Raw genomic sequence first — 19412 nt, forward strand, 5'->3', positions numbered from 1 at the left:
ACGCCACGAACGGCCTGCAGCTGAGCATCGACTCCTGCTCCAGCGCCTGGACCGAGGCAGGCACCGCACCGGCCTACACCTACACCTGCTCGGGCACCACCAAGACCGTGCTGTCCTCGCAGAAGGTCATCGGCGCCAACGTCGCGCTGGCCAACCTTGCCGCACTCACCAACGGCCAGACCGACAACCTGCGCGTCAACCTCGCCTTCCCGGTTGCCGCGGACAACACCTTCCAGGGCCAGAACAGCGTCATCAACTTCGACTTCACCGGCACCCAGCGCGCCGCCACCAACCGCTGACACCAGCGGAGCGCACCGGCTCCCGCCGCACGAGCGCTGGGTGCAGAGAACTGTAGACAACTCGGAGGAGACCGATGTCGACGAACCTGGCGGTGACAGGGCGGTTCCTGTGGCGTCTGGCGACGCGGCTGCTCCTCCTCGCGGCCCTCCTGTCGTTCGTCGTGGTCGCCCTCGGGCCGCGTGTCCTGGGCTACCGCACCGCCACGATGCTCACCGGCTCGATGTCCCCGATGATCAACCCGGGCGACGTCATCGTCAGCACGCCGAAGCCGGCGAGCGAGGTGAAGGTCGGTGACGTCGTGACCTACTACATCCCGGTCGAGGACCACCGCGTCGAGACCCACCGGGTCGTCAAGGTCACAACGGACGCCAACGGACGCCTGGCGATCGTCACGAAGGGTGACGCGAACGCCAAGGCGGACCCTTGGGTCGCCACGCTCGAGGGCGACACGGTGTGGGAGACCCGCGCCGTCGTCCCGCACGCCGGTAGCGTCATCCGCGTGCTGCGTGAGCCGTTCGTCCAGACCTACGTCCTCTGGGGCGCGCTGGCTCTCCTCATGGTCGTCGCGCTGCGCCGCATCTGGTCGCCGTCGCCGGCATTCGATGTCGAGGTGCTCGACGAGCTCGCCGACGAGCTGGGCAGCGTCGACGCCGCGTACGCGTTCGCCCGCACTTTCAGAGAGCTCATCGACGTCCGGATCCAGCGGATCGAGGAGGCCGTCGCCGCCGACGACACGACGGACGTGGTGGAGGCGGGACTCAGTCTCGAGGTCACGGCCGCCACGGTGGGGGCCGTGCGTCTCTCGGAGTGCAGCCACGCTGTCACCTCCGCCGTCGAGGCCGGCAACCGCCGGCGTGCCCGACGCGCCCTGCGCTCCCTGCGCCGGACCGCAGCCCCGACGGCCCGGGCCTTGGACGCCGTGCGTGACGTGCAGGTCACGACGTCCGTGAACAACCCGACGTCCGTGAACACCCCGGGGGACGCCACCAGGGTGGAGGCCTGAGGTGAGCCTCCGCCGCCGACTCCTCGCGGCTTCGCTCCTGCTCCTCGTCGGGGTCGGCGCGCCGGCAGCGGCCTGGGCAGCCTTCACGGCCAAGGCGTCCGGCACCGCGCGTGCTGCGACCCTGACGTTGCAGGCCCCGACCAACGCCGCAGTCACGTTCACCTGCCCAGCGAACGCGAACCAGAGCGTCGGCGGGGTGTCGATCACCGGCTGGGACGCGGTCACGGGCGCCACGAGCTACGTCATCACGCTGGCCACGCCTGCGGGCCCCACGGCGACGACCACGGCGACGGGGTCCTCCCCGCAGAGTCTGATGGTCGACCGCTTCCCCAACCACGGCACGTGGACGGTGACGATCGTGGCTCGCGTCGGCGCATGGACAGGACCTGCATTGTCGCAAAGCACCAGGTGCTGAGCGCCGATCGCACCGGTCTGGCGACCGGGGCATGGTGCCGGGTCAGTTCCGGTCGCGCAGCTCCGTCCACCATGCCGCCGCCGCGGCGCGGCCGCGATGGCCCGACTGCTCGTAGACGGAGCCGAGGTGCTTGCGCACGGTGCGCTCCGTGATGCCCAGCCGACGGGCGATGCGCACGTTGGTCCAGCCGGCCGCGGCAAGAGTGAGCACCTCGGCCTCGCGCTGGGTGGGGCGGTAGCCGGCGCTCAGCGCCGCGGCGGGCAACAGCGCCTTGTCGACGATTCCGGCGGTTGGGTCGGGGTGCTCGGTGCGAAGCAGCGCCGTGGTGGCCTCGAGAGCCGCCCGGAAGGTCAGCGCCGCCACGAGCGGCCGCTGGATCTGCTCGATGATCTCGACGTCGTCCGGTCGGAAGTCCGTATGCGTGCGGTGGGCTCCGAGGAACGTGACGGCCGTTGGTGACTGGTGCAGCATGGCGGCGATCGGGTAGCGGCCGTCGGCATGTCCATGCATACGCTCGTAGACGTCGGTGTGCCAGAACTCCCGAATCGACAGGAGATCACTGACCCGCGTCGCGTGGTCGGTCGAGAGCGTGAGGATCGCCGGGTGCTGGTCGGCGACCTCAGCTGCGAGACGGCCCATCTCGGCGGTGACAGGCCGCGACCCGTGCACGTCGACGGACACGTCGATGCCGCTGCGGCCGAGGTTCAGCCGCGTCAGTCCCACGCCGGCGTCCGCGCGCAGCACGGCCATGACGTCGGCCAGCAGCGGCGACAACGACTCACCGCGAGCCGCGGCGACGGCGAGGTCGCGCGCAGTGGCGGCCGCCGCCACTCGTCGCAGGTGCGCCATCCGTTCTCCCCCCGCGGCTGCCCGCGCCTGCACATCAGCCGTCGTCGTGGTCGGCTCGGCCACGACAGGTGTCAAGGTGTCGGAAGAGACACTCGTGCCGTGTGGAGCCGTTCTTCACAATGGCACGAAGGGGGACATCCGTGGCGGAAATGGGGACGTTCGGCGGTGGGAGGCCGAGCGGTTGCCACGCCGCGGGACATGTCGCCGGGATAGGGGCAGCAGCCCGTCAGGCACCCTCGCGTGGGGGTGCCTGACGGGCTGGGGGTCGACTGGCGCCGTCAGTCGCGCGGGCCCTTGCGGTGGGGCTTGGCCGGGCCGGAACGGCTGCCCCGCTCGTGCGACTCGCTCAGCTCGATGAGCTGGCCGGAGATGCGGGTCGACCGCAGCTTGTCCCAGGTGCCCGGCGGGAGCGTCGCTGGCAGCTCGACCAATGAGTGGTCGGCGCGGATGTCGATGTGGCCGAAGTCCTGCCGACCGAGGCCGCCCTCGTTGGCGAGGGCGCCGACGATCTGTCGCGGCTCGACCCGGTGGCGACGCCCCACGGCGATCCGGTACGTCGCCATGGGGCCCGAGGCGCCACGCCGTGGCCCCCGGTCACCGCGCTCGCCGCGCTCGCCTCGATCGCCTCGGTCGGCGCGGTCTCCGCGCCCCGACCGCGGGCCCCGGTCGTCACGACGATCGCGCGGGCCGCGGTCGTCGAACGTCCTTGCGGGACGGACCTGTTCAGGGTCGAGCAACATCGGCTCGTCGCCCTGCATCACGACCGCCAGCGCCGCAGCCACGTCGACCTCGGGCACGTTGTACTCGTTGACGTAGTGCGCCACGACGTCGCGGAAGGCCTCGATCCGGTCGGTCGTCAGAGCCGCCGTGATGGCGTCGTCGAAGCGGGTCAGGCGCGTGGCGTTGATGTCCTCGACGCTCGGCATCGTCATGGGGACGAGCGATTGGCGCGTGGCCTTCTCGATCGCCTTGAGCAGGTGGCGCTCTCGCGGCGTCACGAAGGAGATCGCGTCACCGCTGCGCCCCGCGCGACCGGTGCGGCCGATGCGGTGCACGTAGGACTCGGTGTCGGTCGGGATGTCGTAGTTGACGACGTGGCTAATCCGCTCGACGTCGAGCCCGCGCGCGGCGACGTCGGTGGCGACGAGGATGTCGAGCTTGCCCGACTTCAGCTGGTCGACGGTGCGCTCGCGCTGGTTCTGCGCGATGTCGCCGTTGATCGCCATCGCCGAGAAGCCCCGCGCCCGCAGCTTCTCCGCAAGGGTCTCGGTCTCGTTCTTGGTGCGGACGAAGACGATCATCCCCTCGAAGTTCTCCACCTCGAGGATGCGTGTCAGGGCATCGACCTTCTGCGGGTAGCTGACCGTCAGGTAGCGCTGCGTGATGTTCGGCGCCGTCGAGGTCTTGGACTTGACGGTGATCTCGACGGGGTCCTGGAGGTACTTCTTCGAGATGCGGCGGATCTGCGACGGCATCGTCGCCGAGAAGAGTGCGACGTGCTTGTCGTCCGGGGTGTCGGCGAGGATCGTCTCCACGTCGTCGGCGAAGCCCATCTTGAGCATCTCGTCGGCCTCGTCGAGCACGAGGAAGCGCAGCTCGCTGAGGTCCAGCGTGCCCTTCTCGAGGTGGTCCATGATGCGGCCCGGTGTGCCCACGACGATGTGGACTCCGCGGCGCAGCGCACTCAGCTGCACGCCGTACGCCTGCCCGCCGTAGACGGGCAGCACGTGCACGCCCTTGAGGTGGGCGGCATACCGCTCGAAGGCCTCGCACACCTGCAGGGCGAGCTCACGCGTGGGGGCGAGGACGAGCGCCTGCGGCTTCTTCTGCTTGAGGTCGAGCTGGCTGAGGATGGGCAGGGCGAAGGCGGCCGTCTTGCCGGTGCCGGTCTGTGCGAGCCCGACGACGTGGCGTCCTTCGAGCAGCGCCGGGATCGTCGCGGCCTGGATCGGCGAGGGGTACTCGTAGCCGACGTCGCGCAGCGCCTTGAGCACCTTGTCGTCGAGGCCGAGGTCGGCGAAGCTCACCTGGTCGGTCTTGGGTGCGTCCGCGGCGTCCGCGACGGGCTCGGGTGCTTCGGACTGCATGCTCTGCTCACTCACCCCCCTGACGGTAGTGCGTCAGGCGGGGTGCGCGACATTCCTCTGCCCGGCCGGGCGGTCAGGCGGTGGCGCCGACGGGCTCGTCGACCCTGGCGGCCAGCGCGTCGAGGAGCGCGCCGAGCTCGGAGCGGCGCTCGTCGGTGACGTCGAGCTCACCCGCGGGGGAGACGTCCTGCGTGAAGACGAGGCCGGTCGCGCCGACGACGTCGGCCTTGACGTGCTCGAGGACCTTCTTGAGGTCCGCGGTGGCGTCGCTCGCGCCGCTCCAGCCGTAGCCGACGAGCGCGATGGGCTTGGCGTCCCACTCGGCGAAGAGGTAGTCGATGGCGTTCTTGATCGGAGCCGGGAAGCTGCGGTTGTACTGGGGCGTCACGACGACGATCGCGTCGGACTCGAAGACCTTCGAGGCCCAGTCCTTGGTGTGCGGCTTGGCGTAGTTGCCGTTGCGCGGCATGTCCTCCTCGTCGAAGAACGGCAGCGAGGACAGGTCGAGCAGCTCGACCTCCCACTCGCTCGAGGGCGCCTGGGCCGCGACCCACTCGGCGACCTTGGGGCCGATGCGGCCAGGGCGGGTGCTGGAGACGACGATACGAAGTTGCTTCACGCTTCAACCAACTATCATGGCGTGCCGGGCATTCCCCCGCCGTCGCCTTCGTCGTATGGCGAAAGTCATGGAGATGGGGACGGGCACGCATCACCTCCGAGGGCTGCCCCTCGGGACGACGGTATCCAGCTGCCACCACCGCGCGGGGGCAGACCCGAGCGTCACTTGCGCAGGCCGGTGGCCCAGGCGTTGTATGCGGTGCACTGCACGATCCCGATGCCACACAGGTCGTTGATGTTGCCGCCCGGGCTGTAGGCGACGTACTGCATTTGAAAGTCCCCGTCCTTGGTGTACCCGAGGAGCTTCAGCTCGATGAACCCCATGATGTTGTACGTGGTGTTGGCGCCATGACCATCGATGGCGTCGTAGACGGGGTAGGCGAATACCCGGCCAAGGGCTGCGTCCAGGGCACTGGTGATGTTGTTCGAGTTGATCTTGTTGCCTGGGGCTCCGTCGGCTGCTACATGGGGAGGCGTTCCCGCCAGGGTGAGGTCGCTCAGACAGCCTTGGGAGATGGACTTGGCGATGTCGGGGACGCTGACCCCGTTCCCGCAGGCCAGCCACCCCCAGTTTCCGGAGCCGTTCCCGGTGCTGCATGCTGCGTTCCACACCTTGTCCGACGCGATGGTTTCCGTTCGGTACGGGAGACCGTTGGCTGCGTCTGAGGTCGCGTCGCTGGCGATGGCCTGTGCCTGCATGTTGCAGATTGCGAAGGGAAACACGCCATTGACCCTGTTAGCCACGCCAAGCGCCGCGCTGCCGTCGCGCGATGCAGTCACGGACGGAATTCCGACGATCTGGCCCAAGCTCGTGGGGACCGCCCGGGTGACGGTGACCGTCGCCTTCAGCATCCCGGTGTCACTGGGAAGCCCTGCCGCGTCCAGACATGCGAGCGTGACGGTCACGTTGATGCCGGTGTCCGTGCTGAGGCCGAAGGGACCGTTGACGTTGACCATTGACTTGGCGATGGTCAACGCTTGGCCGTTGTCGTTGTTGACGATGGTCCGACAGGTGTTCGGTACCGTCGGCGCGGCGTCGATGGCGTTGCGCTTCGCGTCGACGATCGCCAGGGCTGCGCTGTCGGCTCCAGCGCTGAACGCCATCGCCTGTGAGTAGGCGTTGCCGAAATCCGCAGTGAATGCGGCCAACGTCAAGATCGGGATGGTCAGGAGCGTGACCACGACGGCCACGGCTCCGCGCTCACCGCGTACGGGCCAGTTTCTCAGCTGTACTCGCACTGGAACACCCCCTTACCGGTGAGGGTGATGGGACTCAGGTAGGGCAGTGGGAACGGCGGTGATGACACGTACGAGGCGACCACCGTCAGTTGCTGGGTCGCCGAGGATTTCGTACACGGCGTGTTCGTGCTCGTTGCGCACGTGGCGGCCGGATCGCTTGTGGGCGCCGTCACTGTCACCACGACCGACCCGCTGTTCAGGCCGACAGCCCCGTTGGTGATGGCCGTGGTCAGCCTGGTCGAGATGGCGCTGCAAGACAGACCGGCTCCTGCGAGGTTCGGCACGACCCCGGCTCGGGCAGCGTCGCGTGCGGCGTTGTTGAGGGCGATCTGTTGGGAGAAGACGAAGCCGAAGTCGAGAATCCCGCCAAGGACGAGGACCAGGATCGGCGCGATCAGGGCGAACTCGACCGCCGACGCGCCCCGGTCGGATTTTCGTCCCCGCAGATGGCGCTTGATAGCCATGCCTTCGTGCCTCCCAACTGGCCGGCGCCACCCCTTTAGGAGGCCCGACACTCATGATGGCCGACGGACGACGACCGAATGGGTCAAACCGACTAAACCGTAGGAAACGCAGGCAAGCGCCCCACTGCGACGTCGGCGGCCGCCACCTCGGCTCGCACGGCAGGCCGGCGTCGGGAGCCGGCCGGCAAGCACTCCGCCCGCCTCCCCACGAAAGGGGAGGCGGGCGGCATACGTGCTCGGGCGGTAGGGAACGCGCGGGAAGCTCACATGATCAGCTGGCCGACATGCCCGTCTTGATGAGGTCCATGACCGAGCTGTCGGCGAGGGTCGTCACGTCGCCGACCTCGCGGCCCTCGGCGACGTCGCGCAGCAGGCGGCGCATGATCTTGCCGGAGCGGGTCTTCGGCAGCTCGCTGACGATCATGATCGAGCGGGGCTTCGCGATCGGGCCGATCTCCTTGGCCACGTGGTTGCGCAGCTCCTGGACGAGGTCCTTTCCCTCGCCCGGCTCGTCGGCCTCCTCGACGAACTCCTGGCGCAGGATGACGAAGGCGCACACGGCCTGGCCGGTCGTCTCGTCGTTCGCGCCGACGACCGCGGCCTCGGCGACCTTCGGGTGCGAGACGAGCGCCGACTCGATCTCGGCGGTCGAGAGGCGGTGGCCCGAGACGTTCATGACGTCGTCGACGCGGCCGAGCAGCCAGATGTTGCCCTCGGCGTCGTACTTCGCACCGTCGCCGGCGAAGTAGTACTTCTCGCCGAACCGCGACCAGTACGTCTCCTTGTAGCGCTCCGGGTCGCCCCAGATGCCGCGCAGCATCGACGGCCACGGCTTCGTCAGCACGAGGTAGCCGACCTGCTCGGGCGTCGTGAACGGCTGCCCCTCGTCGTCGAGGATCTCGGCGCTGATGCCGGGGATCGGCTTCTGTGCCGAGCCGGGCTCGAGCGTCGTGACCCCGGGCAGCGGGCTGATCATGATCGCGCCGGTCTCGGTCTGCCACCACGTGTCGACGATCGGGGCCCGGCCGCCGCCGATGTGCTTGTGGTACCAGAGCCACGCCTCGGGGTTGATCGGCTCGCCGACCGATCCGAGCAGTCGCAGCGAGCTCATGTCGAACTTCGCCGGGATGTCGGCGCCCCACTTCATGAAGGTGCGCACGGCGGTCGGGGCCGTGTAGAGGATCGAGACCTTGTAGTCCTGGATGATCTCCCACCAGCGGCCCTGGTGCGGGGTGTCGGGGGTGCCCTCGTACATCACCTGCGTGACGCCGTTGGTGAGCGGCCCGTAGACGATGTACGAGTGACCGGTGACCCAGCCGATGTCGGCGGTGCACCAGTAGACGTCGGTGTCGCGGTGCACGTCGTGGACGACGGCGTTCGTGTAGGCCGCCTGGGTCAGGTAACCACCGGTCGTGTGGAAGATGCCCTTCGGCTTCCCCGTGGTTCCCGAGGTGTAGAGGATGAAGAGCGGGTGCTCGGCCTCGAACGCCTGCGCCTCGTGGGTCGGGGCCGCCTTCTCGAGGGCCTCGTGCCACCAGACGTCGCGGTCGTTCCACGCCGTGTCCTGGCCGGTGCGCCTGACGACGAGCACGTGCTCGACCGACGTGTCGCCGTGGTCGAGGGCCGCGTCGACGGCCGGCTTGAGGGCCGAGGGTGCGCCGCGTCGGTAGCCGCCGTCGGAGGTGATGACGACCTTCGCCTCGGCGTCGTTGATCCGCGAGTGGAGCGCCTCGGCGGAGAAGCCGCCGAAGACGACGGAGTGCGGGGCGCCGAGACGGGCGCACGCGAGCATCGCGACAGCGGCCTCGGGGATCATCGGCAGGTAGATGGCGACGGTGTCGCCCTTGCCGACGCCGAGGTCGGCGAGGGCGTTCGCGGCGCGCTGGACCTCGGCGTGCAGGTCGGCGTACGTGATGTCTCGGGTGTCGCCCTCGGGCTCACCGACGAAGTGGATCGCCACCTTGTCGCCGCGACCGGCCTCGACGTGGCGGTCGACGGCGTTGACGCACGCGTTGAGCTCGCCGTCGGCGAACCACTTCGCGAAGGGCGGGTTGCTCCAGTCGAGCGACTGCGTGAAGGGCGTGCTCCACGTGAGGTACGTCCGGGCCTGCTCGGCCCAGAAGCCCTCGTGGTCGGCCTCGGCCTGCTCGTAGAGGTCGGCCGTGCCGTTCGCCTGCGCGGCGAAGTCGGGCAGGGGCGGGAAGGTCTGTCCCTCGTGGACGAGGTTCTGGAGCGGCTCTTCGCTCACGGTGTCACCCTTTCGCATCGACGGTGGTGCGGTCGCGCCACCCGCGCACTCGGCGGCCGGGCAACGTGGTTGGCACAACTCAAACGCAGGCTAGTTCGCGCTTCAAGGGTGGAGTGAGGCGGGTCTCATCGCTACCCGCGAGTAGCCCGGCGACCGGTCCCGCTCCACGGACGAGCGGTCTGGCCTCCCAGCGTGGCAGAGCCCATCCGCGCGCGCTCGGGGAACGAAGATGAGGTGTGACCGACCGGACCTACCGCCTCGTCGTCCGCGCGGCCCTCGCGGTCTTCGCGGTCCTCGGCCTGCGCGTCGACGTGCGCGGCTCGGAGTACCTCCCGCGAGAGGGCGGCGCCGTCCTCGCCAGCAACCACGTCGGTTTCCTCGACTTCCTCTTCGTCGGGCTCATCGGGCGCAGGCGGGGCCGCTTCGTGCGGTTCCTCGCCAAGCACGGCGTCTTCACCCCACCGGTCGTCGGCCGTGCCATGCGGGCCATGGGCCACGTCGCCGTCGACCGTGCGAACGGTGCGGTCGCCCTCCGCCACGCCGTCGCCCGGGCCCGCGCCGGGGAGGTCGTCGGGATCTTCCCCGAAGGGACGATCTCGCGCTCGTGGGAGCTGCGGCCGTTCCGCCCGGGGGCGGCTGCTGTCGCGACGTGGTGCGGGGTGCCGCTGCTGCCGGTCGCGGTGTGGGGCAGCCAACGCATCCACACCGTGGACGGTCGTCTCAGCCTGCGGCGCGGCACCGCCGTCACGATCCTTGTCGGCGAACCGCTGCGGCCGTCTCCCGATGCCGACCCGTATGCCGTCACCGAGCAGCTCCGCGCCCGCGTCGACAGCCTGCTCTCCGAGGCGATCGACACCCACCCCGACCGGCCGCGTGACGAGGCGGACCGCTGGTGGCTGCCTGCCTCGCGCGGCGGCACTGCGCCCGCCCGCGACGAGGGGCTTCGGCTCGACGAGGAGGCCATGCGCCGGGTCGACCTCGCGGCGGAGGCTCGAATCCTGCGCTCTCGCAGAGGTTCTCGCGTCCGTCGCTCGGCCGTTCCCGCGCTGCCGCCTCAGTAGCTCATCCCCATCACCGCCCGCACCGTCGCGAGCGTCCGCTCGGCCACCTCGCCCGCGCGTGCGTTCCCCTCGTGGAGCGCCGACGTCACGTATGCCGGGTCGCGGGCGAGGTCGGCACGGCGGGCCCGATGCCCGGCCAGGGACTCGTTGACAGCCTCGGTGACGACCGCCTTGAGGCCTTGGGCGCCGCCGTCGCCGATGCGCTCGGCCACCGACTCGGGTGGCTCATCGAGGAAGAGCCCTGCGATCGTCAGGAGGTTGGCGACGGCTGGACGGCCGTTGGGGTCGAACGTGATCCGCCGTTCCGAGTCGGTGCGGGCCGCGCGAATCCGGGCGGCGGTCTCGTCGGCGCTGTCGCGCAGGTTGATGACGTTGCCCTTGCTCTTGCTCATCTTCGTGCCGTCCGTGCCGAGGAGGAGCGGGACCTCGCTGAGCAGGGCCTCGGGCTCGGGGAAGACGCTGTGCCCCGCGGCATACCGCGTGTTGAAGCGGCGGGCGATGGCGCGGGTCTGCTCGAGGTGCGGCAGCTGGTCGCGGCCGACCGGCACGATCCGGCTGTGGCAGAAGAGGATGTCAGCAGCCTGGTGCACCGGGTAGGTCAGGAGCAACCCCGACAGCGGACGACCGTCGGACAGGGCGAGCTCGTCCTTGACCGTCGGATTGCGCCGCAGCTCGGCATCCGTGACGAGCGACAGGAACGGCAGCATCAGCTGGTTGAGGGCCGGGACCGCGCTGTGCGTGAAGATCGTCGTGCGCGCAGGATCGAGGCCGGCGGCGAGGTAGTCCAGGACGAGACCTTGCACGTTGGCCCCCATCTCGCCGACCGAGTCGCGGTCGGTGATGACCTGGTAGTCGGCGATGACGACGAATGTCTCGACTCCCTTGTCCTGCAGGCGGACCCGGTTCCGCAGGCTGGCGAGGTAGTGACCGATGTGGAGCGGTCCGGTGGGTCGGTCGCCCGTGAGCATCCGGAAGCGCGCGGGGTCCTCGGTGGCGTGCTCGTCGATGAGGGCGTCAAGGACCGCGCTGCGGTCGCGGGCCGCGGCGTACGTCGCGCTCTCGTCGTACGCGCTTGCTGGCGTCGGTGCAGTGGCGATGCTGGTGAGGGTGGGGCTGGTGGACATGGTCTCTCCTGTCGTGGTGGAGACCCACGGGAGGGACCGACCGCATGCCCTGTCGCCAGGAGAAACGCGAGGAGCCGCCCGTGGGCGGCTCCGGATATCGGGTTGGTTCGACGGGCCGCCTCAGCTGGGCAGCCACCACACGCGGATCGGTGCGACGGTCGAACTCATGACACTCAGACTACGCGGCAGGCACGTGTCTGGCGACTGCAGCCATCGATCTGTGCGCGGGGAGTGCTGTCGTCGATGCGCCCACATGACGAAATCGGCACGGCAGCAGCGGAATTGAGCCTACGGATGATGTTGCCCTCCATCTCCGCCGAAGCGTTCCGCCCGCGTTGGATGTGGCTCGGTGTGACGACGAGGAGCGGGGCGAAAACTCTATGAACAGAACGTCGACGCAGTCATCGAGCGCGCAGGACGGTGTCTGCACGGCCACGGAGTGTTCCGGGTCGCATCACAGTGAGGTGGAACTATCAATGACGATATGTCCTTCCGCGGTCGGATCCGGCAGAGGCTCGAAGCTCTCAGCTGCCACGCATCCAACTTGGCGTCGGCGGTCCTCCTCCTGCTTCTCGATCGATGCGCTCCGGTCGCACCCGCGCGAGCTCAATCGCTGACGCGCCGGGCGACACGCCTACAGCGTCAGCTCTGGATGACGCGCCCTTTCCGTCCAAGAGACGACGACGGTCGCGTCATCGCCCCCCATCGCTGAACTTCCGAGGAGACTCCGCATGCCTGATTCCCTGCCGACCCTCTCACCGCCCGAACCCCGCCTCGTTCCAGAAGCGCCGCCCCCGCGCTCGCACCCGAGCGGGCCAGTGGTCAGCGCGACCGTGGTTCGCCGAGTGTGCAGCGTGGTCTTCTGCGCCGGCCTGGTGTTCTTCGTCTACCTGTGGGTCCACGACGGCTCCCTGAGGCTCATGACGACCAAGACCGAAGGACCCCTGACCTACCCCGGCAAGCTCGCCGGGCTCATATCGGCCTATCTGATGATCGTGCAGGTCGTCCTGATGGCGCGTGTCCCGTGGGTCGAGCGCGCGTTCGGTCGGGACGGCCTCGTACGCATCCACCGCTTGACCGGATTCACCTCGCTCAACCTGATGCTGGCGCACATCCTGCTCCTCACGCTCGGCTACATGGTCCGCGATGAGCGCACCGTCCTCGGTTCGCTGTGGTGGATGATGGCGGACTGGCGAGGAATGATGCTGGCGACCCTCGGCACCGTGCTGCTGATCATGGTGGGAGTCACCTCCGGCCGAGCCGCCCGTAGACGTCTGCGGTACCACACCTGGCATCTGCTTCACCTCTACACGTTGCTCGGCATCGCACTCGTGGTGCCGCACATGATCTGGACAGGGAGCGAGTTCAGGCCGCACTGGGCCCAGATGATGCTGGTCGCTCTCTACGCAGCTGCTGTCGGTGCCCTTCTCGTCTTCCGTCTGGCCATGCCCCTGGTGCACTCCGTGCGGCACCAGGTGGTCGTTGAGCGCGTGGTCGAGGACGTCCCCGGCAACGTCTCCGTCCATCTGCGCGGTGTCGGCCTGGCTAGGCTCCGGCCGCAAGCCGGCCAGTTCTTCATCTGGCGCTTCCGCGACGGCCGGGGGTGGACGCGAGGCAATCCCTACGCACTCTCGGCCGCGCCGGGAGGAGACATGCTTCGCATCACCGCCAAAGAGGTCGGGGTCAACAGCCGCCGCCTGCGGGCCCTCCAGCCGGGCACCAAAGTGCTCTTCGAAGGCCCCTACGGCCGGTTCACCGGCGAGTCCCGGCACGGACGCAAGGTCCTTGCCATGGCATCCGGCATCGGGATCACTCCGGTGCGTGCGCTGATGGAAGACCTGGACTACGCACCGGGTGAGGCCGTCCTGCTCTATCGAGGATCCAGCGAGAAGGACTTCGTCTTCCGACCTGAGCTCGACGAGCTGGCTCAGCTGAGGGGCGTTCGCGTCGTCTACCTGCCGGGGCGCCGACCGAACGGACGCTCGTCGTGGCAGGCGGGGCCCGCCGTGGAGGACGACCACATTGCCCTCCAGCGGCTGGTGCCGGACATCCGTGAGCACGACATCTACGTCTGCGGTCCCGACGCCTGGGCGCGGTCCGCTGCCGACGCTGCCCGTCGCGCGGGCGTTCCGGCCACACACATCCATCTCGAACGCTTCGCGTTCTGAACGACGACGTCCTGGAGGCGACACCCATGGTCCGAAACACCGCGTGGTTGGTCACGACAGGCATCGCCGTCGTACTCGCCCTCGCCTACCCCACCAGTGCCAATCAAGGAGTGCCGTACGGGCGCACCCCTGGGGCCACCGCGACCACCGGAAAGACGGCGGTGGGAGCGAAGCCCTCTCCGTCGGTGACGCACGCGCCGGCGGCCGTTCCCAGTCGGTAGACGCGAGACGCGTGAGTCGCACCGGGAATCCGCAACGGGAGGATGCGCGTCCTTCGGAGGATCGCCGTCGCGGCCGGTGGCCAGCGGGCGCTGACCACCGGTCCCGGTGTCCCGGCACGCTCAGAACCTCTCCGACGCGACCCCTCCCACGTGGCCACGATCTCACCATGGGCAGGGCGGGATGCCGCGCGGGCGAGCCTAGGCTGAAGGGCGTGCCCGACCCGACCCGTACGACGTCCCAACAGCCGACCCATCAGGCGACCCAGCAGGCGGCCCAGCAGGCGGCCCAGCAGGCGGCCCTGCTCGACCAGCTGGCCGCCCTGACCGACCTGCCCGACGTGCGCGAGCGTGCCGACGCCGCGCGGGAAGCATGCACGAAGCTGCGGTTTCACGAGGCGCTGCGCCGGCGCATCCCGGAGGCCTCGGCCGAGTCACGCGTCCGCGGCGCCCAGGCGAGCGCGGCCCTCGACGGTGCGGAGTTCCCCGTCGACGTCGTGCGCGAGCTGATGAGCGGCGCCCGCGACTGGCCGGCGGACCTCGATCCAGGACTGCTCACGCTCAAGGGCGCCATCGCGGCGACTGCCGAGAGCGAGCGCGTCGTCTCACTCGTGCGCACCGCCCCGCTCCAGGCGCTGGCCCGCCTCCACGTCGCGGCCGCCTCGCCCGTCGTCAGCGGCGACGCGCTGGGTCGCCCGCGCATCGGCGACGAGGGTTGCTCCGAGCTCGTCGACCTCGGTCCGGCCCCGCTGCCCACGGTCGTCGCCGCCCGGCTGGCCTCCCTGTCGGACGTCATCGTCGCTGCGGCGGGCAGCAACCGGGTCCCGGCCGCCGTCGTCGCAGCCCTCGTCCACGCCGAGATCACCGCGGTGCGCCCCTTCGTCCACGGCAACGGCCTCGTCGCCCGCGCCATGGAACGGGCCCTCGTCCAGGCCCTCGGGCTCGATCCGACCGGCGTCGCGGTCCCGGAAGCCGGCCACGTCAGCAACGGCGGGCCGGCCTACCTCGGCGCGCTCACGGCATACGCCCACGGAGGGGCCGCCGGCGTCGGACTGTGGCTCTCGCAGGCAGGCGAGGCGATGGTCCGCGGGGCTGCGGAGGGGACGCGGATCAGCGACGCGGTGCGTGCGGGACGGTTGAGCTGAGCCTTGCTGGCAGCTCGCTCGGGGCGATTCGTGCGAGATGTCCAGCGGGGTGGACACTTTCTCGGCCCTCGGGGGCGGTGGGGGGTGTCGCCACGCCGACCGTCTGGAGTAGAACGGACTCAGGAACCACATCGCCGGGAGGCGTAGACCGGATCCACGCAAGTCAGCAGTCTCGAGAAGATGCCGAGTACCCACGCGAGAGCAGTTCACTTGGAACCGTCCACCCCCGGGCGCACAACCGGGGCGACACTTTGAGAATGCACGCCTGGTAGCCCGGAACTTCTCTGGAGGCCCTGCGACCGATGGTCGGAGGGCCTCCTTCTTGTGCGAAAATCTTCGGTTCTGGCGCCCAAACAGCGCGAATTTCTCGTGTCGTGACATCGGGTGAGGAATCACCGCGTGTCGTGACATCTCGGTTTGCAATCGGGAGGTCCAACGGCCACCATTGATGGTGGTGCTCCCCTCACGGGTCGAGCGCCGACGCGGTCTGGCTCCTCCCCCCCGGCGCCAGTCTCGTGAGGTGGCCTTCGTCTCCCCCCGGACGAGGGCCACCATTATGTCCGGGGCTGTTCGGGGCGGTTTCGCGGCCGGCGAGTTGTCCACACCTCCTCGGGGCCGAGCCCGTCTGTCCACCGGTGGGCGTATGCCGGTGGGCGCGGTCGGGCGTCTGGACGACGGTTGGCGCATGGGAAACGTCATCGCCTTAATGCCGGCCTCAGGTGGGGTCGGCTCCTCCACGCTCGCAGCCGCCGTCGCGGTCCGCGCCGCCGCAACAGGGCGGACGGTCGTCGCAGTCGACCTCGATCACGTGGCCGGGTGTCTGGACGTCCTGTTCGGGCTGGAGCAGGAGCGGGGGTGGCGTTGGCGCGAGCTCACCGAGGTCGCTGGCGTCGTCGACGGTCTGGGGCTCGCCGACGAGCTGCCGGTCTCCTGCGGGGTGCCGGTGCTGTCGGGGCGCAGCGGTGCGAGCTGGGCCTCGCCCGGGGTGGGTGCGGCCGGAGGTGGCGACGGGCCCGGGGAGGCCGGCTGTATGGCCGCCGGCTGGTTGGACACCCTGCCCGATGTCGTGGCCGGACTCGCCGACGCGCACGCCCTGACGGTCCTCGACCTGCCCCGCGACCCCGCCGTGCTCGATGCCGTCGGGCTGCTCGTCGATGCCGTCGTGGTGGTCGTCGGCACGCAGGTGCCCCAGCTCGCGGCCGCCTCCGCTGTCGTGTCGGGCGTCCGGGGACTGCTCCACCATCTCCGAGATGCCGACAGGTCGTGGGACGACGAGCCACTCCTGCCCATCGAGCCCTGGGTGGTGCTGCGCGGCCAGCGCGTCGAGGCCGACCTCGAGGACCTCGTCATGGACGAGCTCGACGTCCCGCTCGTCGCCACCGTCCGAGACGATCGGCGCACTGTCGCGGAGGCGTGCGAGGGGCTGCCACCCGGCGCCCGCGGACGAGGAGAGGTCGTGCGCGCGGCTGACGAGCTGCTGCTGCGCCTCACCGACCAGGCCCTCGCCGCATGAATGTCGCGGCATGAGTGTCGAGCCGCGGCCGGGCGGCACCCTCACCCCCGCTGTCTGGCAGCGGGTTCGCGCCGGCGTCGGACCCGATGGCGCCGCGGTCAACGCTGTGGCCGAGCAGGAGCGCGGCGCCCTCGGGGCCCATCGCGTGGCCGAGAGCAGGTCAGCACTGGCATCTCGGGTGCTGGGCGCCGGGCCCCTCGACCCGTGGCTCGCCGAGCCGGGAGTGACCGACGTCGCGGTCAACGGCGACGGCCGCATCTGGGTCGACCGCGGCCGCGGCATGGAGCCGGTGGGGGAGCGGCTCGACGCCGCCGACGCCCGTGGACTCGCTGTCCGACTCGCCGGCATCGCCGGCCGACGCCTCGACGAGGCGAGTCCGTGGGTGGACGGGCAGCTTCCGTCCGGCGCCCGGCTGCACGCGATGCTGCCTCCGCTCGTCGAGGGCGGCCCACACATCACCATCCGCGTGCCACCGAGAGAACCCGTCTCGTTGTCCGAGCTGCGGGAGCGGGACATGCTTCCGCCCGAGTGGGAGCCCGTGCTCCGTGCACTGGTCGAGCAACGGCTCGCCTTCGTCGTCTCCGGTGGCACGGGGGCGGGCAAGACCACCCTCCTCGCCGCCCTGCTCGGGTGCATCGACCCGGTGGAACGGCTCCTCGTCGTCGAGGACGTCCGTGAGCTGACGGTGGACCGCCCGCACCTCGTGCGGCTCGAGGCCAGACCGGCCAACGTCGAGGGCACGGGCGAGGTCACCCTGACGACGCTGGTGCGGCAGGCGCTGCGGATGCGTCCCGATCGGATCGTCGTGGGAGAGGTCCGCGGTGCGGAGGTGCGAGAGCTCCTGGCCGCACTCAATACCGGGCACGAGGGTGGGTGCGGCACCGTGCATGCGAACGCCCCGGCGGACGTCGTGGCCCGATTCGAGGCGCTGGGCGCGCTGGCCGGGCTGACGCCCGAGGCGGTCCGGGCCCAGCTGTCCGCGGCCATCGACGTCGTCGTCCACGTGACGCGTGATCACGGGCTGCGCCGGATCGCCTCGGTGGCGGTGCTCTTTCGTCGCGACGGCGACCCGTGCATCGTGCCGGCGCTCGAGTGGGACGGACCGAGGCATGCGCCCCGGTGCGCCGCCGGATGGCCGGCCCTGGCGGCCCGCCTCGGGTTGGGCACCGAGCTCACGGGAACGGCCACGGAGGGCGGACGCCTCGTGGACGACGGGCCGACGCTCACGGCGGCGTCATGACGGTCGGCACGGCAGGTGTGTCGGCGGCGCTGCTGCTGGGAGTCGCGGTGCTGCTCTGGCCGGGGCGAGCAGGAGGGCGGTCGCCTCTTGCCGGGCTTCGGGCCCGGGGCGCCTCCGCACCGCGCCCGACGTCGGCGCTCGATTACGGAGACGGGTCTGGCGAGGTGCTCCCGAGCATCTGGCAGCGGGACCCGGTCGACCTGTACCGCCAATGGCGCCTGCGTCGCCGTCCCGCCGAGCTCGTCGACGACGTGCTCGACCTGTTGCGTGGCATCGGCCCGGCACTGAGTGCCGGGCTGACCCCCACTCGAGCCATCGAGCTGGCCGCCACCTCCACCCTCGGCGTCGACCGGGTGCGCCACGCCCGGGAGGCGACCCGGCAGCGGAGCCGACGGACTGCCCGCCCGCCACGCCACTTTCGTCGCCCACGCGGCTGGACACCCTGGCGCCCCGCAGCCGACCCGGCATCCGCTGTGTCGGCAGTGGACGCGGACCTCGCCCCGCCGCGAGCCGACATCGACCGGCTCGTGGGTGTCCTGCTCGATGCCAGTGACCGTGCCGAGCCCACGTCTCCCGTCTGGGCGGCCTGGGCCGAGCGCAGCGCGTCCGCGGAGCTCGCCTTCGTAGCTGCGGCCTGGCGTCTCTCCGAGACCACCGGCGCCCCGCTGGCGTCGGCCGTCGACCGGGCCGTCCGTGGTCTCCTCGACGCCAGAGCGCGACGCGGCAAGGTGGCTGTTGCGGTGGCTGGGCCGCGCGCCACGGTCACCGTGCTCACCCTGCTCCCGCTCACCGGGCCGCTCTTCGGGCTGGCCTGCGGCATCGACCCGGCCACGCTCTACCTCGGGTCACCGATCGCCACGGCCTGCGCGGCGCTTGGTCTCGTCCTCTCGTGGGCGGGGCGGGCGTGGTGCACCCGGATGGTCCGGCGGGCGGTGCGACCATGACCCTTCCCCTTGTCGAGCACCTGAGTGCTGGACCGTGGCAGGCCTTCGTGGCTGCCGGCTCGGCAGCGGCTGCGGTGCTCGTGCTCCACGGCGCTCGCGAGGCTGACGACGGGGCTGGCACCTCCGACGGAAACGGCCCCCAGGACCCGGATGCCCTACCCGACCCTGAGGCGTCGGCTGCTGGGCACGCGCGGCCCACATCGCGACGGAGCCGCGGACGCAGGCCCAGGCACGACTCGGCCGACGACGGCGACGCCCAGGTCTCCTCAGCACTGGCCCTGCTGGCGCTGGCCTACCGTTCGGGCCTGCCCACGTGGGACGTCCTCGAGGCGGTCGCGGCAGGCTTGAGAGGCGGGGCGTCGACGGACCTGCGCCAGGTCGCAACCGCTCTCCGGTGGGGAGCGACCGACGCCGAGGCCTGGGCGTCGGTCGGCCCCGCGTGGGCGCCGGCCGCGCGGGCCGTCGCCATCGCGCACCAGGCAGGCGTGCCGCCGGGCGCGATGTTGCTCGCCGCCTCCGACGACCTGCGCAGCGCCGAGCTCGAGCGGCTCGAGGTCTCCGCGGCCAAGGTCGGGGTGCGGCTCGTCGCTCCGCTCGGTCTCGTGCTCCTGCCGGCGTTCTGTCTCACGACGGTCGCGCCCCTGGTCATCGCCCTGGCGGGCGACCTCCTGAGCGAGTGAAGACCGCCGCGGACCACCCGCCGGTGATCGACGTGCTTGCACATGCACGACAACCGCGTGCAGGTGGCCTCGTCCCACGAACCCGTGAGGACCACG

16 protein-coding genes and 1 pseudogene are annotated in these 19412 nt (G+C 70.5%); 10 read left to right on the forward strand and 7 right to left on the reverse strand.

The features are described 5' to 3' along the window. From AB4030_RS10260 to AB4030_RS10270, 3 genes and pseudogenes are all read left to right on the forward strand, one after another. A pseudogene (locus tag AB4030_RS10260) lies at positions 1–299 on the forward strand (TasA family protein); the annotation flags it as partial. Positions 300–373: 74 nt separating this feature from the next. Further along, positions 374–1303 (forward strand): signal peptidase I, encoded by a 930-nt coding sequence (locus AB4030_RS10265; RefSeq protein ID WP_442279123.1) that lies wholly within the window; start codon positions 374–376, stop codon positions 1301–1303. A 1-nt stretch (position 1304) separates the two neighbouring features. Further along, entirely contained in the window at positions 1305–1718 is a 414-nt protein-coding gene (locus AB4030_RS10270) for a hypothetical protein (protein ID WP_442279124.1), read from the forward strand. Between the two features lie 42 nt (positions 1719–1760). On the opposite strand, the gene AB4030_RS10275 is transcribed toward AB4030_RS10270, so the two are convergent. The 6 genes from AB4030_RS10275 to acs all read right to left on the reverse strand — a co-directional run bounded on the left by AB4030_RS10275 (position 1761) and on the right by acs (position 9241). Further along, positions 1761–2630, reverse strand: coding sequence for a helix-turn-helix transcriptional regulator (locus tag AB4030_RS10275; protein ID WP_442279125.1), 870 nt, complete (start codon positions 2628–2630; stop codon positions 1761–1763). A gap of 215 nt (positions 2631–2845) precedes the next feature. Next, on the reverse strand, positions 2846–4654 hold the full coding sequence (locus AB4030_RS10280; RefSeq protein ID WP_442279317.1) for a DEAD/DEAH box helicase: 1809 nt from the start codon (positions 4652–4654) through the stop codon (positions 2846–2848). Positions 4655–4727: 73 nt separating this feature from the next. After that, a complete protein-coding gene (locus AB4030_RS10285) occupies positions 4728–5273 on the reverse strand; it encodes an NADPH-dependent FMN reductase (RefSeq protein ID WP_442279126.1) in 546 nt (181 codons plus the stop codon). 161 nt (positions 5274–5434) lie between these two features. Further along, positions 5435–6463 (reverse strand): hypothetical protein, encoded by a 1029-nt coding sequence (locus AB4030_RS10290; protein ID WP_442279127.1) that lies wholly within the window; start codon positions 6461–6463, stop codon positions 5435–5437. A gap of 32 nt (positions 6464–6495) precedes the next feature. Then, complete coding sequence (locus AB4030_RS10295) at positions 6496–6975, reverse strand: TadE/TadG family type IV pilus assembly protein (protein ID WP_442279128.1); 480 nt, start codon at positions 6973–6975, stop codon at positions 6496–6498. Positions 6976–7246: 271 nt separating this feature from the next. Further along, positions 7247–9241 (reverse strand): acetate--CoA ligase, encoded by a 1995-nt coding sequence (gene acs / locus AB4030_RS10300; RefSeq protein ID WP_442279129.1) that lies wholly within the window; start codon positions 9239–9241, stop codon positions 7247–7249. 218 nt (positions 9242–9459) lie between these two features. Here acs and AB4030_RS10305 point away from each other — a divergent pair, with 218 nt between their 5' ends. Beyond that, positions 9460–10284 (forward strand): lysophospholipid acyltransferase family protein, encoded by an 825-nt coding sequence (locus AB4030_RS10305; RefSeq protein ID WP_442279130.1) that lies wholly within the window; start codon positions 9460–9462, stop codon positions 10282–10284. On the opposite strand, the gene trpS is transcribed toward AB4030_RS10305, so the two are convergent. Continuing rightward, the gene (gene trpS / locus AB4030_RS10310) at positions 10278–11408 is read right to left on the reverse strand and encodes a tryptophan--tRNA ligase (RefSeq protein WP_442279131.1); all 1131 of its coding nucleotides are present in this window, start codon (positions 11406–11408) and stop codon (positions 10278–10280) included. The genes AB4030_RS10305 and trpS overlap by 7 nt on opposite strands. An 845-nt stretch (positions 11409–12253) precedes the next feature. Between trpS and AB4030_RS10315 the strand changes: the two genes are divergently transcribed. From AB4030_RS10315 to AB4030_RS10340, 6 genes are all read left to right on the forward strand, one after another. Further along, positions 12254–13576: a ferredoxin reductase family protein gene (locus AB4030_RS10315; RefSeq protein WP_442279132.1), complete on the forward strand. Its 1323-nt coding sequence runs from the start codon at positions 12254–12256 to the stop codon at positions 13574–13576. Positions 13577–14096: 520 nt separating this feature from the next. After that, positions 14097–14939 carry a hypothetical protein gene (locus AB4030_RS10320; protein ID WP_442279318.1) on the forward strand — a complete coding sequence of 281 codons (843 nt, stop codon included), beginning with the start codon at positions 14097–14099 and terminating at the stop codon, positions 14937–14939. 685 nt (positions 14940–15624) lie between these two features. Beyond that, positions 15625–16452 (forward strand): hypothetical protein, encoded by an 828-nt coding sequence (locus tag AB4030_RS10325; protein ID WP_442279133.1) that lies wholly within the window; start codon positions 15625–15627, stop codon positions 16450–16452. A 10-nt stretch (positions 16453–16462) separates the two neighbouring features. Continuing rightward, positions 16463–17692, forward strand: a complete 1230-nt coding sequence (locus AB4030_RS10330; protein ID WP_442279134.1) for a TadA family conjugal transfer-associated ATPase — start codon at positions 16463–16465, stop codon at positions 17690–17692. Beyond that, positions 17689–18636 (forward strand): type II secretion system F family protein, encoded by a 948-nt coding sequence (locus AB4030_RS10335; RefSeq protein ID WP_442279135.1) that lies wholly within the window; start codon positions 17689–17691, stop codon positions 18634–18636. Before AB4030_RS10330 ends, AB4030_RS10335 begins: the two co-directional genes overlap by 4 nt. Then, positions 18633–19316, forward strand: a complete 684-nt coding sequence (locus AB4030_RS10340) for a type II secretion system F family protein (protein WP_442279136.1) — start codon at positions 18633–18635, stop codon at positions 19314–19316. The genes AB4030_RS10335 and AB4030_RS10340 overlap by 4 nt, the downstream gene beginning before the upstream one ends. The last annotated feature ends 96 nt before the right edge of the window (positions 19317–19412 follow it).

Origin of the sequence: Terrabacter sp. 2YAF2 (genome assembly GCF_052114705.1) — a bacterium.
In the GTDB taxonomy this organism is placed as follows: domain Bacteria; phylum Actinomycetota; class Actinomycetes; order Actinomycetales; family Dermatophilaceae; genus Terrabacter.

Bases quoted from the DNA above. Each gene is read 5' to 3' on its own strand.
- AB4030_RS10335 (WP_442279135.1), top strand. From the start codon at position 17,689: ATGACGGTCGGCACGGCAGGTGTGTCGGCGGCGCTGCTGCTGGGAGTC.
- AB4030_RS10265 (WP_442279123.1), top strand. From the start codon at position 374: ATGTCGACGAACCTGGCGGTGACAGGGCGGTTCCTGTGGCGTCTGGCG.
- AB4030_RS10295 (WP_442279128.1), bottom strand. From the start codon at position 6,975: ATGGCTATCAAGCGCCATCTGCGGGGACGAAAATCCGACCGGGGCGCG.
- AB4030_RS10340 (WP_442279136.1), top strand. From the start codon at position 18,633: ATGACCCTTCCCCTTGTCGAGCACCTGAGTGCTGGACCGTGGCAGGCC.
- AB4030_RS10330 (WP_442279134.1), top strand. From the start codon at position 16,463: ATGAGTGTCGAGCCGCGGCCGGGCGGCACCCTCACCCCCGCTGTCTGG.
- trpS (WP_442279131.1), bottom strand. From the start codon at position 11,408: ATGTCCACCAGCCCCACCCTCACCAGCATCGCCACTGCACCGACGCCA.
- AB4030_RS10280 (WP_442279317.1), bottom strand. From the start codon at position 4,654: ATGCAGTCCGAAGCACCCGAGCCCGTCGCGGACGCCGCGGACGCACCC.
- acs (WP_442279129.1), bottom strand. From the start codon at position 9,241: ATGCGAAAGGGTGACACCGTGAGCGAAGAGCCGCTCCAGAACCTCGTC.
- AB4030_RS10325 (WP_442279133.1), top strand. From the start codon at position 15,625: ATGGGAAACGTCATCGCCTTAATGCCGGCCTCAGGTGGGGTCGGCTCC.